The organism is Synechococcus sp. N26, from assembly GCF_900473975.1.
In the GTDB taxonomy this organism is placed as follows: Bacteria; Cyanobacteriota; Cyanobacteriia; order PCC-6307; family Cyanobiaceae; genus Parasynechococcus.
The window spans coordinates 194,082-207,063 of the sequence record NZ_UCNM01000007.1; the positions used below are offsets into that span (position 1 = coordinate 194,082).

At 59.9% G+C, this 12,982-nt stretch carries 18 protein-coding genes and 1 pseudogene; 6 read left to right on the plus strand and 13 right to left on the minus strand.

The window, feature by feature from the left end; all coding sequences use genetic code 11:
* Nucleotides 1–23: 23 nt before the first annotated feature.
* The 4 genes from DXY33_RS05640 to hisA form a co-directional block, all read right to left on the minus strand.
* Nucleotides 24–590 (minus strand): thylakoid membrane photosystem I accumulation factor, encoded by a 567-nt coding sequence (locus DXY33_RS05640; RefSeq protein ID WP_115132092.1) that lies wholly within the window; start codon nt 588–590, stop codon nt 24–26.
* Between the two features lie 15 nt (nt 591–605).
* Nucleotides 606–2,201, minus strand: coding sequence for a DUF3685 domain-containing protein (locus DXY33_RS05645; RefSeq protein WP_115132093.1), 1,596 nt, complete (start codon nt 2,199–2,201; stop codon nt 606–608).
* Between the two features lie 68 nt (nt 2,202–2,269).
* Nucleotides 2,270–2,638 (minus strand): Fur family transcriptional regulator, encoded by a 369-nt coding sequence (locus DXY33_RS05650; protein ID WP_244275907.1) that lies wholly within the window; start codon nt 2,636–2,638, stop codon nt 2,270–2,272.
* Nucleotides 2,639–2,766: 128 nt separating this feature from the next.
* On the minus strand, nt 2,767–3,534 hold the full coding sequence (gene hisA, locus DXY33_RS05655) for a 1-(5-phosphoribosyl)-5-[(5-phosphoribosylamino)methylideneamino]imidazole-4-carboxamide isomerase (RefSeq protein ID WP_115132095.1): 768 nt from the start codon (nt 3,532–3,534) through the stop codon (nt 2,767–2,769).
* Between the two features lie 71 nt (nt 3,535–3,605).
* Here hisA and DXY33_RS05660 point away from each other — a divergent pair, with 71 nt between their 5' ends.
* Nucleotides 3,606–4,526 (plus strand): NAD-dependent epimerase/dehydratase family protein, encoded by a 921-nt coding sequence (locus DXY33_RS05660; RefSeq protein ID WP_115132096.1) that lies wholly within the window; start codon nt 3,606–3,608, stop codon nt 4,524–4,526.
* Here the strand turns inward: DXY33_RS05660 and DXY33_RS05665 are convergent.
* A complete protein-coding gene (locus DXY33_RS05665) occupies nt 4,495–5,031 on the minus strand; it encodes a CDP-alcohol phosphatidyltransferase family protein (protein WP_115132097.1) in 537 nt (178 codons plus the stop codon). The two genes, DXY33_RS05660 and DXY33_RS05665, sit on opposite strands and share 32 nt — an antisense overlap.
* Before the next feature lie 31 nt (nt 5,032–5,062).
* Here DXY33_RS05665 and DXY33_RS05670 point away from each other — a divergent pair, with 31 nt between their 5' ends.
* On the plus strand, nt 5,063–5,536 hold the full coding sequence (locus DXY33_RS05670) for a CBS domain-containing protein (protein ID WP_115132250.1): 474 nt from the start codon (nt 5,063–5,065) through the stop codon (nt 5,534–5,536).
* A 34-nt stretch (nt 5,537–5,570) separates the two neighbouring features.
* Nucleotides 5,571–5,840, plus strand: a complete 270-nt coding sequence (locus DXY33_RS05675) for a hypothetical protein (protein ID WP_170950956.1) — start codon at nt 5,571–5,573, stop codon at nt 5,838–5,840.
* On the opposite strand, the gene DXY33_RS12255 is transcribed toward DXY33_RS05675, so the two are convergent.
* A complete protein-coding gene (locus DXY33_RS12255; protein WP_170950957.1) occupies nt 5,837–5,989 on the minus strand; it encodes a hypothetical protein in 153 nt (50 codons plus the stop codon). The genes DXY33_RS05675 and DXY33_RS12255 overlap by 4 nt on opposite strands.
* 623 nt (nt 5,990–6,612) lie before the next feature.
* Here DXY33_RS12255 and DXY33_RS05690 point away from each other — a divergent pair.
* Nucleotides 6,613–6,903 carry a 2Fe-2S iron-sulfur cluster-binding protein gene (locus DXY33_RS05690; RefSeq protein WP_025362165.1) on the plus strand — a complete coding sequence of 97 codons (291 nt, stop codon included), beginning with the start codon at nt 6,613–6,615 and terminating at the stop codon, nt 6,901–6,903.
* Here DXY33_RS05690 and dcd read toward each other — a convergent pair.
* From dcd to DXY33_RS05710, 4 genes and pseudogenes are all read right to left on the minus strand, one after another.
* Nucleotides 6,900–7,424, minus strand: a complete 525-nt coding sequence (gene dcd, locus DXY33_RS05695) for a dCTP deaminase (RefSeq protein ID WP_115132100.1) — start codon at nt 7,422–7,424, stop codon at nt 6,900–6,902. The genes DXY33_RS05690 and dcd overlap by 4 nt on opposite strands.
* Before the next feature lie 36 nt (nt 7,425–7,460).
* Complete coding sequence (locus tag DXY33_RS12260; protein WP_170950958.1) at nt 7,461–7,613, minus strand: hypothetical protein; 153 nt, start codon at nt 7,611–7,613, stop codon at nt 7,461–7,463.
* A gap of 439 nt (nt 7,614–8,052) precedes the next feature.
* Nucleotides 8,053–8,340: pseudogene (locus DXY33_RS05700) on the minus strand (DUF3303 domain-containing protein); the annotation flags it as partial.
* A gap of 1,576 nt (nt 8,341–9,916) precedes the next feature.
* Nucleotides 9,917–10,258, minus strand: coding sequence for a hypothetical protein (locus DXY33_RS05710; protein WP_115132252.1), 342 nt, complete (start codon nt 10,256–10,258; stop codon nt 9,917–9,919).
* A gap of 510 nt (nt 10,259–10,768) precedes the next feature.
* On the opposite strand from DXY33_RS05710, the gene DXY33_RS05715 reads away from it, so the two are divergent.
* A complete protein-coding gene (locus DXY33_RS05715; protein WP_115132103.1) occupies nt 10,769–11,212 on the plus strand; it encodes a hypothetical protein in 444 nt (147 codons plus the stop codon).
* Nucleotides 11,212–11,601, plus strand: coding sequence for a hypothetical protein (locus DXY33_RS05720; protein WP_115132104.1), 390 nt, complete (start codon nt 11,212–11,214; stop codon nt 11,599–11,601). Before DXY33_RS05715 ends, DXY33_RS05720 begins: the two co-directional genes overlap by 1 nt.
* 285 nt (nt 11,602–11,886) lie before the next feature.
* On the opposite strand, the gene DXY33_RS05725 is transcribed toward DXY33_RS05720, so the two are convergent.
* Genes DXY33_RS05725 through DXY33_RS05735 form a run of 3 tightly spaced genes read right to left on the minus strand, consistent with a single transcriptional unit; the run spans nt 11,887 to nt 12,981 of the window.
* Nucleotides 11,887–12,129, minus strand: a complete 243-nt coding sequence (locus DXY33_RS05725) for a hypothetical protein (RefSeq protein WP_170950959.1) — start codon at nt 12,127–12,129, stop codon at nt 11,887–11,889.
* Nucleotides 12,130–12,185: 56 nt separating this feature from the next.
* Nucleotides 12,186–12,383, minus strand: a complete 198-nt coding sequence (locus DXY33_RS05730) for a hypothetical protein (protein ID WP_115132105.1) — start codon at nt 12,381–12,383, stop codon at nt 12,186–12,188.
* 28 nt (nt 12,384–12,411) lie between these two features.
* Nucleotides 12,412–12,981, minus strand: coding sequence for a 4'-phosphopantetheinyl transferase superfamily protein (locus DXY33_RS05735; RefSeq protein WP_115132106.1), 570 nt, complete (start codon nt 12,979–12,981; stop codon nt 12,412–12,414).
* Nucleotide 12,982 lies beyond the last annotated feature (1 nt).

Below are 12,982 nucleotides of genomic sequence, written 5' to 3' on the forward strand. Positions count from 1 at the left end.
TAGGCGCCATGGCGGTGGGCGTCTCAGTTGGCGGTCACTTCGATGTTCACTTCGTTGAAGCTGCCTTCCTGGTCAATGCGTCCCAGATCCGGAGCGGGAAGACCGGTGGAGGCGCTGATGGCGTCGTTGATCGCCGCCAGGGGAACCTGACCGTTCTGGTCGAGCACAACCCGGCCACTGGTGCCGATCACCACCACCTGCGGAATGGTTCCGGACCAATAGGTGGCTGGATCACCCGCACCCAGCGCTTCACGGCCCTGCAGTGGATCGGTGGAGAGGGGAAGCAGATCGATGCTGCGGCCCCACAGCCGTTGCAGTTCCGACACCACCGGAGCGAAGCGTTTGCTCACGGCGCTGTCATCCAGGTAGTAGACGATCACGGCTGTGCGTCCCTCAGCGAGGGACTCCTCCAGGGTGCTGGCGGGAGGAACCAACGAGCCATTGCCGGCGTAGAGGGCATAGATGTTGCCGTCGTAGCTGTCGCTGTTCAACACAGCGGCGCATGGTGCGACATGGAGCAGCAGCGCGATCGAAACTGTGATCAGACAGCGCACCAAAGCAAGCATCAAGCCGAAGCAGCGGATCGCCATTGTGGACCCAGGGGCCTAACCGCGGCCGAAGCTGCGTCCCATGCCCTGGGCAATGCCCCGCCCCACCAGACCGATGGCGCGCCCCAGCACCTGGGTGAGCAGGATCACGGCAAGGTCGCCGATGCGGCGCACCAGGGCCTGCACCTGGGGTGCGAGGGCATCCCGGGCTTCCAGGAGTAAGGCCACCTGCCGCTGCCACCAACCCAGCTGATTGAGCTCCTTGTCGCGGGGCTCCGTCAGCAGCAGCGGTTCGATGCGACCGGAGCGCAACTGAAACAGGGTGCGCTGGCTTTCGTAAAGCTGAATGGGGCGCTCCACCCAATCCGCCCAACGCAGCTGGGTGTTCAAGCGGTTCCTGAGCCGGTCGAGTTCCCGGGTTGCCAGGAGGGGGTCCCGCAGCAGGTAACGGCGCAGCTCCGGCCAGTCACCACAGGCATCGAGCAATTCGGCACCAATCAGTTCCGCCGTTCTCACCAGCCAATTGCTGACCAGGGTTTCCAGTTGTAGGAAGGCCCTGGGGTCATCGGCCGGGAGCAGCAGGCCGTTCACCAGCATCGGTTGATCGGCCACCAGCGGCGCCAGCATCCCGGTTGGATCGGGCAGCTCGCCGTCGGCGCCGGTGAGATCAGCACGGCTGAGCAGCGAAGCCACCACCGGCTGCAGCTCGCCATCGCAGGGGATCTGGACGTAACTGCCGGCCAGGGCGGTGAGGGCCTGCTGGCGCAACTCGGGCTGCAAGGAATCCCAGGTCTGAGCGATCGCCGTGGCGTCCTGGCGGCTGCGCAGGCGCTGCAAGACCTGATCCAGTTGTTGCAACAGAGCCAGCAGCAACTCCCGGCGGCGATCCGGGTGCAGACCCTCAATCGCCAGCAGACGGCCGGTGGAATTGGTCAATCCAGCCTGAACCGATGCATCGATGCGGTCGCGGATGGCATCCCATACGGCAACGGCATTGCGTTCTCGCAGGCTGATCGCCGTGGTGGTGGGTGATCCATCGCTGGACACGGAGGGGCCAAGCGGTTCTGCATGCTCGAGGCCCATCTGCAGTGGCCCCCAGAGCCAGAGCAGCAAGCCCTTGGCGAAGCGCAATTCGCGGCGGCGCCCCTGCAGCAGCAGGAACAGCAACGGCTGCTCCGGGGGTGGATTGAGCAGGGCCTCCACCCGTTGCAGGTCGCGGCTCACCTGCTGCAGGCCACTCACCAGCAACCACTGGCCCAGACCCATGGTCTGCTGCTGGCTTGGAGTCTCCGATGCAGCCTCCAGGCGAATATCCCGTCCGCCCTGCAACAGGGTTTCGATGGCGTTCTGCAGGCCCTGGGCATCAACGTTTTGCAGCAGGCCGGCCGCCGGCAGCTCCAGCAGCTGCTCCCGCGACAGGCGTAACTCGCTGGGCAGCAGCAGCAGCACCGGAGCGGGCTGCCAGCGCTCCTGCAGGGCGAACAACTCCTGCTGAAGCGACGCCAATGAGGCCACGGTGTCGATCGACCAGATCACCAAGGCCGGGGCACCCGTCAGGCGCTCAGGGCGAAGCACCACCTCCCAATCCTCCCGGGCGGAGGTGAGTTTCAGCGCCAGCGACTCCCCGAGCAGATCCGGAGCGAGCAGCAACATCCGCACCGGCGAAGGGGAGACCAAGGGTTGAACCCGAAACAGTTGGGCTCAAGGTAACGAGCTTCTGCTCAGTTCTCCAGGGTGCGTCGGCCGTTCAATTGCAGGGTGTACGACTCGATGCGAAAGCCGGTGCGCTGTTCGATCTGACGCAACAGATCGTCGGGGAGAAGAACGTCGATGTCTTCGATCAAACCGCTGTCCAGACAGGTGAGATGGCTGTGGGGATCACTGCGGTAGCCGTAGAGGCGACCACTGGCGCGGTCGAGACACTCGATCACCCCAGCCGACTGAAGGGCTTCGAGGTTCTGGTACACCGAGGTATGGCCGATGCTGCGGCCCCTCAGATTCAGCTGTTCAAAGATGTCGCGGGCGCTGAGGTGGCTCTTCTCGCTCCAGAGCAGGTCGAGCACCATGCGCCGCTGACGGCTGAGGCGCATCCCAAGCCGCCGGCACTGCTCAAACACCTCCTGCAAGCTGCCCGCGGCGGACGGCGTGCTGCTCTTGCCAGCGGCTGCTATTACCACAGAAGGTGCCTGCTTCTCTAACCATAAGGCCCTAGGCCAGCTCAGGCGATGTCTGCCGCCACGGCGGTGACGTCTTGAAGCCTTGCCTCGCCCAACGCGGCGATGGCCTCCGCCAGCTCGACACGGCCGTCGTAGAGGGCTCGACCAACGATCACCCCCGTCACACCAAGGGGCTCCAGGGGCAGGAGCGAGAGCAGGTCGGCCATGCAGCCGATGCCACCGGAGGCAATCACCGGAACGGCGCTGCACTGCGCCATGGTTCGCAGGGCCTCCAGATTGGGGCCGGCGAGGGTGCCATCGGTGGCGATGTCAGTGGTGATGATCGCCGCGATGCCGGCGGCACTGAACTGCTTGGCCAGATCGGTGGCCAGAACATCGCTCTGCTCGATCCAGCCCCGGGTGGCCACCCGGCCATCGTTGGCATCAATGCCCACCACGATGCGGCCGGGATGGCGTTGGGCCAACTCCTGAACCAACTCCGGCTGTTCAATCGCCACCGTGCCGAGGATGACCCGATCCAGGCCACAGGCGATCAATTCTTCGGCGCGCTCGAGCGAGCGCACACCACCCCCGAGCTGAACAGGGATATCGAGGGCGGCGGTGATGGCCCGCACCGCTGCGTCATTGATCGGCTCACCCCGTTTGGCGCCATCGAGATCCACCAGATGCAAACGGGTTGCCCCCTGGCTCTGCCAGCTGAGGGCCTGCGCCACAGGATCCTCACTGAAGCGGGTCACCTGGTCGTAATCCCCCTGGTGAAGCCGAACACAGGCTCCATCGAGCAAATCAATGGCGGGAATGATCTCCATCGGGGTCGGACCAGAGACCCTCCATCCTGCAGCGCCACGCTTCAATGGCTGCGCTTTTCGGGCCCAAGTGCATGAAGATCCTGGTGATGGGGGGAACCCGCTTCGTGGGCCGGCCCCTGGTGGCCCGCCTGCAGGCCCAGGGCCATGCACTCACCCTGTTCACCCGCGGCAAGAACCCCGTCCCCGCCGGCGTGGAACACCTGTGTGGCGATCGCAGCAGCGATGAAGGTCTGAGCGCGCTGCAGGGCCGCAGCTTCGATGTGATCGTCGACAGCTCCGGACGCAAGCAAGAGGACAGCAGCCGCGTGGTGGCCATCACCGGGGCCCCCAGCCATCGCTTTGTGTACGTAAGTTCAGCTGGGGTGTACGCCGATTCGGAGCAGTGGCCCCTGGATGAAACCAGCCCCACCGATCCGCAGAGCCGTCACGCCGGCAAGGCCGACACCGAGGCCTGGCTGCGCAAGGAGGGCATCCCCTTTACCAGCTTCCGTCCCACCTACATCTATGGCCCGGGCAACTACAACCCGGTGGAACGCTGGTTCTTCGATCGCATCGTTCACAACCGCCCGATTCCGCTGCCCGGTGACGGCAGCACGATCACCCAACTGGGCCATGTGGAGGATCTGGCGGAAGCGATGGCCCGTTGCATCGAGGTGGATGCTGCGGCCAATCGCATCTACAACTGCTCTGGCAAACAGGGCATCAGCTTCCGGGGCCTGATCCGCTCCGCTGCCGTGGCCTGCGGCCGCGATCCCGATGGCCTCGAGCTGCGCAGCTTCAACCCCAGCGATCTGGACCCCAAGGCGCGCAAGGCCTTCCCGCTGCGGCTCAATCACTTCCTCACCGACATCACCCGGGTGGAACGCGAACTGGCCTGGCAACCCAGCTTCGACCTGGCCAATGGCCTGGCCGACAGCTACAGCAACGACTACGCCCTGAACCCAACCGCAGCGCCAGACTTCAGTTCTGACGAGGCGCTGATCGGGGCGTGATGTAGCCCAGAGCTGAGCTCAGAGCCAGGGCGAGGGAGGGCCAGAACAGCCACCAGCCCAGGCTCTGAAGCCCGGCAGCAGCGATCCAGCCGGAGGGCCAGAGCATCAGCAACAGGCTGAGGAACTGAAGGATCGTCTTGGCTTTGCCCGACAGCGAAGCCGGCCCGCCATCACTGGCCTGGGAGCGCCAGCCCGAGATCAGCAATTCACGGGCCAGCAACAACCAGACCGCCCAGAGCGGCAGCACAGCGGACGACGCCAGCCAGAGCAACGGTGCCGCGATCAGCACCTTGTCGGTGAGGGGGTCGAGGCGGGCGCCCCAGCTGCTGCCACCCCCGGCGCACCGGGCCAGCCAACCATCGGCTGCATCACTGAGCCCGGCCAGCAGCAGCAACCACCAGGCCCAGTCCTGCCAGCCGAACTGCAGGGCAAGGATCAGCGGGAAACCGGCAGCGGCTCGCGCCACGGTGAGCCCGTTGGCAATCGAACGCAAAGACAGAAACAACGCTCAGAATGTGAGGAGCTGAACCTTGATCATGGTCCTGCAGCTGACGGTGGCTGATGTGATGACCCAGCCGGTTCTGACGGTCACGCCCGACACCCCGTTGCAGCAAGCCGTTCAGATGATCAGCGACCACCACGTGAGTGGTTTGCCGGTGGTGAATGCCGAGGGACGTCTGATCGGCGAGCTGACGGAGCAAGATCTGATGGTGCGGGAGAGCGGTGTTGATGCCGGCCCCTACGTGATGCTGTTGGACAGCGTGATCTACCTGCGCAATCCCTTGAACTGGGACAAGCAAGTGCACCAGGTACTCGGCACCAAGGTGAGCGATCTGATGCGCAAGGACTCCCACAGCTGCGATACGGCGTTAGCGCTGCCCAAGGCGGCATCCCAGCTGCATGATCGGGGCACGCAACGCCTGTTCGTGCTGGACGGCAACCAATGTCCCGTAGGCGTGATCACCAGAGGCGACGTGGTGCGTGCCCTCGCCTCCCATCAAGACGGCTGATTCAACTCATCCTTCATTCCCCCTTTCCAGGCCGATGCTGCGCCCCTTACTCATGGCCTGTGTGCTGGTGGTTGTTCCCCTGCAGGGCCACGCCAACCCCACGGCCGAGACCGAGGAAATGGATTTCCTGGACCTGGTGGATGGCGAGGGAAACGTGCTGATCCAGGCCCGAGGCGTTGATGCCGTTAACGCCGAAGCCCGGGCCCAAGGCCTGACTTTTCCAGCTCTGGGGTACTGGCCTGTTGAGGGGCACTGCTTTGTGAAACCTGCTCCAGGCGACTGCAACGGCGTGTTCAAGCGCTAAGGGCGTTCCGCCGTTTGCGATGCCGGGGCAGGCGGCACGCCGTTGTCCACGCGCAACGGCGAAAACAACACGAGGTTGCCCGCCACCAAGCCGGCGGTGACAACAACAGCCGCGAGAACCTCTAAGGCTTCCGATGTTTTGGCTTGCATGCTTCGAGCATGCGCCGCTGGGTTGCCCATGGCGAGGCCTTGTTTGGCTTTCAACGTGTGCGAACAAACGGAGTCAGTTGATACGTCAACCGTCGAACCAGGAGAGTTACGACGGAGTAGTTGATGCGCCCAATCCTGTGTCGCTCATCTCACGATTTCACGAAGACACAGGTGATGTGCCTCCGATCAAGTTCGAGACCGGGCATCAGGGAAAGGAAGCAGAACGCCTGACTCGATTCATCTGAAATCAAGTGATTCAACTGCTGCTGGCTGGCAAGGAGTAGAAGCCAACTCGCTGTTGGAAGAATTTGATGAACCACCCCTTTGGGACGACCCACTCGACTGTCAAGCCATGGGAACGCCACTCACGCAATGGCTTCAGCTGGTGGGCTGGGTGCTGCTCGCCACAACCCTGATTTGCCCGAGTGCAACCGGGGTTTTCTGAGTTGAGCGGTTGAATCAAAACACCCTCAACAGCAATCAATCTGACCTGCAAAATCAGTGATCAATAACATCAGAATTAATCCAGTATGACTTGCTACATCGATCCCGAAGTCTTCCTTGAATGCATCAGCGAAGGCATCCAATTGGATTTTTGATTGATGCATGCACTGATTGCACCAATGGCTTCGTATCAAATCACGATCACCACATCGGAAGGCTCCTCGAGCTTTGCCTGTGCCGACGATCAGTACATTCTTGATGCTGCTGAAGAAGCGGGTGCTGATCTGCCCTATTCATGCCGAGCTGGTGCCTGCTCCACCTGCGCAGGCAAGCTCTCGAGTGGCTCTCTGGATCAATCGGATCAAAGCTTCCTGGATGACGAACAAATCGCCAAAGGCTTTGCCCTGCTTTGCGTGGCTTACCCCACAAGTGATTGCCAGATCAAAGGAGAAGCCGAAGAAGACCTCTAAAAACTGCTCTGGCTCTGCCCAGCGAAGCGGCCGGCGTAGTGCTCTTCACCATCCATGCGCTGGAAGATGAACTGACAGATCAGCGTGCCCGGCACCACCGCCAGTGGCGCCGGACCAAAGTTGCTCATTTCCAGCACCTGCTGACTGTCGATCCCCGGCCCCATGAACGGTGCACTGATGTGCACCATGAGCCCCAAGCGAGCAAAGCGGCTGCGGCCCTCAAGCCAACCGCAAAGGCCTGGGCCGAGCCTGACCCTTTCGCGGGTGATCCCCAGCACGGTCTCCCCCGGCATGATCAGGATGTGGCCGCCCTCGGGGATCTCCAGCTTGTCGGTGCATTCGCGGTAGTCGGTGTGATCACGAACCTCGATCACTTCATGCACCTTGCGGAACACTCGAAACGTGGAGCCGAGGGTGAGATCCACCGATGCCGGCCCAACATGGTCGGCATTGAAGGGCGTGATCGCGATCAGCCCGTCGTCGATCGCTTGAAGAATGGCCTGACGCCCAAGCACCGCCATGGGTCAATCCCTTGCTGGGCCATGAGTATGGACGCCTCAGACGCCGGGGTGCTCAAACAGAACCGTCGACAGCTCTGACTCGCTCAGCTCGGCAGCGTCTTGCTTCTGAGGCTGCTCAAGCGGTGGAGCATCGGGTAGCCGGAAGGCTTTTTCGAGGTCTGCCTTGATGGCACCAAAGGGGTATGTCATAAAAAAAGAGGACCGCCCACAGCCCCCTCGGAACGACTTTGCGACGCATCCCTGCGCTTACGTTACGTTAGTTAACAAAGTTTTGCAACGAGAGTCGTGGCCTTCACCACACAAGACCTGCTCATCGCCTTCGGCAGCTTCGGCATGGCCCTCTTCGCCTTGAACCTCTACAAGCTGGCCAAGCCGGCCAACGGCTGATCAAGCAGCTGTATAGCTCCTGTGCGCAGCGTCCCGCGCCACCAATCCCCCACCGGTGAAACCAGGCGGTGAAGGGATGGGTACTGCAGCTCCCTTGCTCGTCACCTGTCACCCGATAGACAGGTTCATCTGCGCATAGGGCCGGGTGTGATGACCGGCTTTTTTGTACCTCTGCTCAGGCAATAAAAAACCCCCGGCCAAGGCAGGGGCCGCAAAAGCAATTTCAGAGCGTGAGCCTGAGTCAGGCGCCCATCATCTCGAACAACTCCTTGTGGCATGCACAGGCTTCCTCATCGGTGAAAGCAGACTGCATATCGAATTCCACGCCGAACATCGCGCGCCAGGGAGCGAAGTGCTTGAACAAAACCATGCTGCTCTCCGCTTTGCAGATCACGACGCCACTGCCGGTTTGAGGGCAGTGCGTGCGGCTGATCAACTCGAAGCCGTCAATGTGATCACCTTCAGCACCGCTAGCCACGTACTCAATCAACTTGGCGTAAGCAGCCTTTTGCCCTTCGATCTCGGGGAACTGCCAAGTGACGTTTTAGAGCTGCATCTGTTCTCAGAAGTGAAGCCGCCTCATAGCACTGAAATCCTTAACGCCACGCAGTGCAGGCGACCTCAGACCGCCTAAAAAGTTCAACCCCCTCCACTGCCTTGTGGGTGCGGGTGGCCAAGACTTAGACCCCAGCGCAATCAGGCTTAGTGGTAACCCTTTGTAGCTGGTGCGTCAGCTGACTGGCTGCGGGAGCAATCACCAGCGTTGGCACCGCCAACGAAAACCAGCGCGAACATGATCGCGGCGATAACCATTGCGACACGGCCTTTTAAGACGCCGTACGAGCCACTGAAGAAGGCTGAGTCAAGGTGCTTCATCCCGAAATTAACTAAGGTCTCAGGGCCTAGGCGCGTCATTTGATACGCGGTCAGCGTGCAAATCAGACCCTCATAGCGATGTGACCCAGGGGCGACGTGGCAATCTGCGGGGCTTGCTCAATGCTCAATGGATTACAAGGATTTTTGCCTCACCTGTTTGGTCACGTTGGCGGCAATCAACACGTTGCTGAACTTGCGTTCTCAAAGACGGCGCTGAAATTGGGTCAAACAAGCACATAAAAAAGGCGGGTCGTGCATTACCCGCCTTATCAAATAATCCAGCCGAGTAAACCGGAGAATGAAGCTCATTCAGTAGAAAATTTAGAAAACTCGTTGGCATGACTGTGGATTTAATCCCCACGATGAGAATTAATACCCAGAGCTGTAGTTACGCAGCGACCGCGCTGTCAGCCCACTGAGTCAATGCGCCAGTCCTTGCCGTCGTCAACGATCACCGTCATGCCTGCCTTGACGTATAGAAAAACAGGATCGGCTTTGGGTTCTGCGTCACCGCCTAGGAGGCCGAGGTGAAGATGACTTGTGGGTCTTGGCGATTAGCTCACGGTTACGAGCGATGTGGGCTTCGAGGTTGATGGCCTTGGTGGTGGAATAGCGCATAGCTTGCTCACACGATGGTGCTGCCTTCTGAGTAGCCATAGGGCTGCGTGTTTTTTGTGTCATCAATGACAGGTACACAGTCCATTAGCGATGCCCATCTATCTAGACCTCCCATTCGATTGAAATACCTATCAATTGGCATCGGTAACAAGAACAACTTCCAATGGGTCACCCTGCAAGACAGGGTTGATCCAGATCGGGAGGTCGATGTGAATTCTGGACCTACTTGCCCCATCCGGTTTGATACCCAGGAACATCAAACTGAATCGCTCGCTGACCAACACCTGACGGCAGCGGAGATTGAGTGGAGAAGTTGGTCGGGCTGGCAAATGGAACGAACAGCGCGAAAACAGTTCAATAAAAAGTGGGCCTGATTCATACTGCTGCCCCCCGCCAGTGCGCTGAGTAGCAATCATTTTCGCTAAGACAGACGGACCCAGCAGTTGCCGCTGACATGGGTCCGTGTCCCGCCCGGAGCCCTCCAGAACGTGACGCACCTCAAATACGCCAGTGACACCAGTCGATTCAGCGTGAATCGATACCAACCTCGGCATTTTGTTGCCAAGAGAAAAAAACAGGCTGGGGCCGGTGACGTCCGCCCGTGCGGTGATTCAGAACTTTCTCGGATACGGGGGGTTTCCTGCCATCTCAACATTGATCTCCCGGCAGATGTTCATCCATGCCCCCAATCCGAAGTTCACGCCATTGGGGCCATCGATAAATTCCTGAAACTCCTCCGCTGTGATTCCTTCACGGACTTCCCAGATGCAGAAGGCAGGGCCTTCAGGGCCAACGGGACAGAACGAATGGTTGTAGAACCCAGCCTCTAGGTTTTTGGCTACCGCCTCATCCCAGCCACCACCTGGAGCCATGGCTGCTTGGGCCGTCTCCCACCACTGCTGAGCTTTGCCTGCGCGGAACTCGTGGTGAACGTGGAAGAACTTGGATGCCATGGAGAAGGTAGCCATTCGGCACATCTTGGGTTGAAGGCTCAGCCTTCGTTGTCGCTTGCAGCACTCCGCATCAGGCGACCTCCGCTGTGGCGTTCAGGATCCGGCGCACCTTGCTCGACGTGATGCCCCTAAGCAGCCCCCTGATTGGCCTCGAATTGCTTAGTAGGCAATGGGCCATTGGCACAATCACCCTTATCTGACCAGCCTCAAACCGGACATTTGAAAACGCTGAGCCGGCGCCCCTCATCCGTTTGAACGTGCCCTGACTGGACGCAATTCAGCTCTGCTGGCGGCAACCGCGAACCGATGTGGGTCGTGAAACGCTCGGTGCTCTTCGCCCCAGTCGCCAGCACCAACGCACAAGCAGCGAGTGAGAGGAGAGCCGTGAGCAGAACTCGCATCCGCAGGCAGAACAAGGAGTTCAAGTCTGCTCGGACGAACCTCTCGGTGGTGGGACCCGGAGAAAAAAAGCCTTCTTAGGCTTGGCTGGGGGGGGGGGGCAGCCAGCCAATGGACAACACCAGAGAGCCGGCTGGTCATCTCAGCGCGATCATCGCGATCGGCCTCATGCTGGTAGGCCTGGTTGTCTTTGGAGTGGTCCAACAGAAGGCCTGGAGCCATCAAGCGGAACTCACAAAAAGCTTCGAGACATGCATGGAGAGCGCACCCTTCAAACAGGCTCTAAAGGTGCCGCGGCCAGAGGCTGTACTCACGGACGAGCAACTCCAGGCCCACTTTGACGCCTTTGATCAGCTGCTCAAAGAAACAGGCTTGCCGCCGATCTGGAATGGCAAAACCTTGGCGCCCTGGAAGGAATACCACAAAAACTCGATTGAATTCGCAAGCCAATGCCATAGCCAACTGGGCATCGATCAGCCTCAACAACAACTGAAGGGCACCTACGCCAAACCAGTCTGGGATCCCAACTCTCCCATCTGGCGGCAGGCTGATTGATGAACACGCGTCGGTTCAAAGGGCTCTACCTGCAAGCCACCGGTGATCCCTGCTGCTTTTCCTTTGTGACCTACACCCCACAAACCAGAGAACAAATGCTGGCTTGTGGGGGTCTGGATGAAAGCGAAGAATATTTCAATCCAGTGATTTTTGATTTTTTGTTGTTCGCCCTAGAGGCTGCCCTTGGAGCACCAGCTGGCAACCCATTTCCCATCACCTACGACGACGTTTCAATCATCACCTCAAGGCAAAGAGGATCAGGCACTCAGCACGAATATCTGATCAGACTCTCAGACCACGACTGGAATGATGCAAAGCAGCTTGCGGTTGATCAACTCCAAGACGTGTTAACGAGTGCGCAATGGAATGGAGCTCGGCATACGGATTAGCGCGGTTGAAACAGCATCAAACCGCCGAGGGACAGCCGAGTCCTCTAGCTTGCCGGCTTCAACAGCTCTTCCCATGATTCCAGAGCCCCACGAGCCCTTTGACATCAACCGCAAGGAGGACTCGATCTTCCTGCTGGGTTCCATGTTTACGGTGGTCTTCCTCTTCCTTCTCTAAAAGAAAAAAGACTGATCCTCAGCATTAATCAAAAAGCACCTTCTCGGATCGAACAGGTGCTTTTTTGTGATTAATTAAATATCAAAGAACCGTTGGTTGCTAGTTCAATCTCAGCGGCGCGGCAAGCTCACTTGATACATCGTGTCGTCAACTGGTTTCCACTGCACAAGGTGGAGTCGGTCGATCTTGTTGTTGTCCAAACAATCCCAGATTGAGGCTCCAGACAGTGTTGCCATCGACCACACATCACCCTGACTTTTCATCTGCTTGCGGTTGCGATCTTTCCATTCCGTCCAGTTGATTTTTGGGTAGGAGCCAACCTGCTCACTCAGAATCACCACCGTGAATTCCACCGAACACGAACCAAAACCGGCCGGAACTCTAAGTTGCTGAACCGCAATTCCCTAGCTCAGCCGACGGGTTTGCGCCAGATCCGCCACACCAGCCAGCCCGTCACCCCGAGCCAGAGGAACGCGACAGCTGAAAGGATCGGCACGACGATCAGATAGCTCCATACCCCCAGGGCCACCCAGGCGAGCAGAGACGTGATCAACGCCTTCTGAAAGTTGTTGGCCTTGGCGAGACGTTGCTGCAGAAGAGATCTCACGCTGTTGCTCGATGCTCCATCCCTTCCTCTAGCCACGGATGCCCTCAGCGACCGCAACGCTGAAGCCCTCCTGGGTCCAGAGGCGTAGCGAATAACGCGAACCATGCAGCCATGCCGCGGCCCCGTCCGGAGCGATGGTCACGTTCGCCAGTCCGCCGCCCAGCCCTAAACCCGCTGCCTTCAACACAGCCTCCTTCGCCGTCCAGGCCTGAATCAGCGTCCAATGCTCCAGGCAGTCCGTCGCTTCTGCGGCCGAGGCAAACATGCGCCGCGTCAGCAGGTCAGACGCCACACGCAACGGCCGGTCCAGCGCCTCCACATCAATGCCAATCGGATCTGGCCCCACCACGCCGATACTGAGGGATCCGGTGTTGGAAATGCTGTGGTGCAGCGGGGAATTGCGCAGCTGCGGCTTGCCGTAGATCGTGCGGCCGATGTCATCACCAGAAACCATCTGGCCTGCATCGGCGAACAGCCGGCAGGTGAGGCTGTCGCTCAAGGTCCGCTGCTCAGCGCGCGACGGGGGCTGAGCGAGATGGGCCACCAACACCCGACGTTGCGTGCTGGGGATCGACCACCAGGACCAAACGGCATCCAAA

Excerpts from the sequence above, each read along its gene's own strand:
- DXY33_RS05640 (WP_115132092.1), bottom strand. The coding sequence starts at position 590 with ATGGCGATCCGCTGCTTCGGCTTGATGCTTGCTTTGGTGCGCTGTCTG.
- DXY33_RS05645 (WP_115132093.1), bottom strand. The coding sequence starts at position 2,201 with ATGTTGCTGCTCGCTCCGGATCTGCTCGGGGAGTCGCTGGCGCTGAAA.
- DXY33_RS05650 (WP_244275907.1), bottom strand. The coding sequence starts at position 2,638 with ATGCGCCTCAGCCGTCAGCGGCGCATGGTGCTCGACCTGCTCTGGAGC.
- hisA (WP_115132095.1), bottom strand. The coding sequence starts at position 3,534 with ATGGAGATCATTCCCGCCATTGATTTGCTCGATGGAGCCTGTGTTCGG.
- DXY33_RS05660 (WP_115132096.1), top strand. The coding sequence starts at position 3,606 with ATGAAGATCCTGGTGATGGGGGGAACCCGCTTCGTGGGCCGGCCCCTG.
- DXY33_RS05670 (WP_115132250.1), top strand. The coding sequence starts at position 5,063 with ATGGTCCTGCAGCTGACGGTGGCTGATGTGATGACCCAGCCGGTTCTG.
- DXY33_RS05675 (WP_170950956.1), top strand. The coding sequence starts at position 5,571 with ATGCTGCGCCCCTTACTCATGGCCTGTGTGCTGGTGGTTGTTCCCCTG.
- DXY33_RS12255 (WP_170950957.1), bottom strand. The coding sequence starts at position 5,989 with ATGCAAGCCAAAACATCGGAAGCCTTAGAGGTTCTCGCGGCTGTTGTT.
- DXY33_RS05690 (WP_025362165.1), top strand. The coding sequence starts at position 6,613 with ATGGCTTCGTATCAAATCACGATCACCACATCGGAAGGCTCCTCGAGC.
- dcd (WP_115132100.1), bottom strand. The coding sequence starts at position 7,424 with ATGGCGGTGCTTGGGCGTCAGGCCATTCTTCAAGCGATCGACGACGGG.
- DXY33_RS12260 (WP_170950958.1), bottom strand. The coding sequence starts at position 7,613 with ATGACATACCCCTTTGGTGCCATCAAGGCAGACCTCGAAAAAGCCTTC.
- DXY33_RS05710 (WP_115132252.1), bottom strand. The coding sequence starts at position 10,258 with ATGGCATCCAAGTTCTTCCACGTTCACCACGAGTTCCGCGCAGGCAAA.
- DXY33_RS05715 (WP_115132103.1), top strand. The coding sequence starts at position 10,769 with ATGGACAACACCAGAGAGCCGGCTGGTCATCTCAGCGCGATCATCGCG.
- DXY33_RS05720 (WP_115132104.1), top strand. The coding sequence starts at position 11,212 with ATGAACACGCGTCGGTTCAAAGGGCTCTACCTGCAAGCCACCGGTGAT.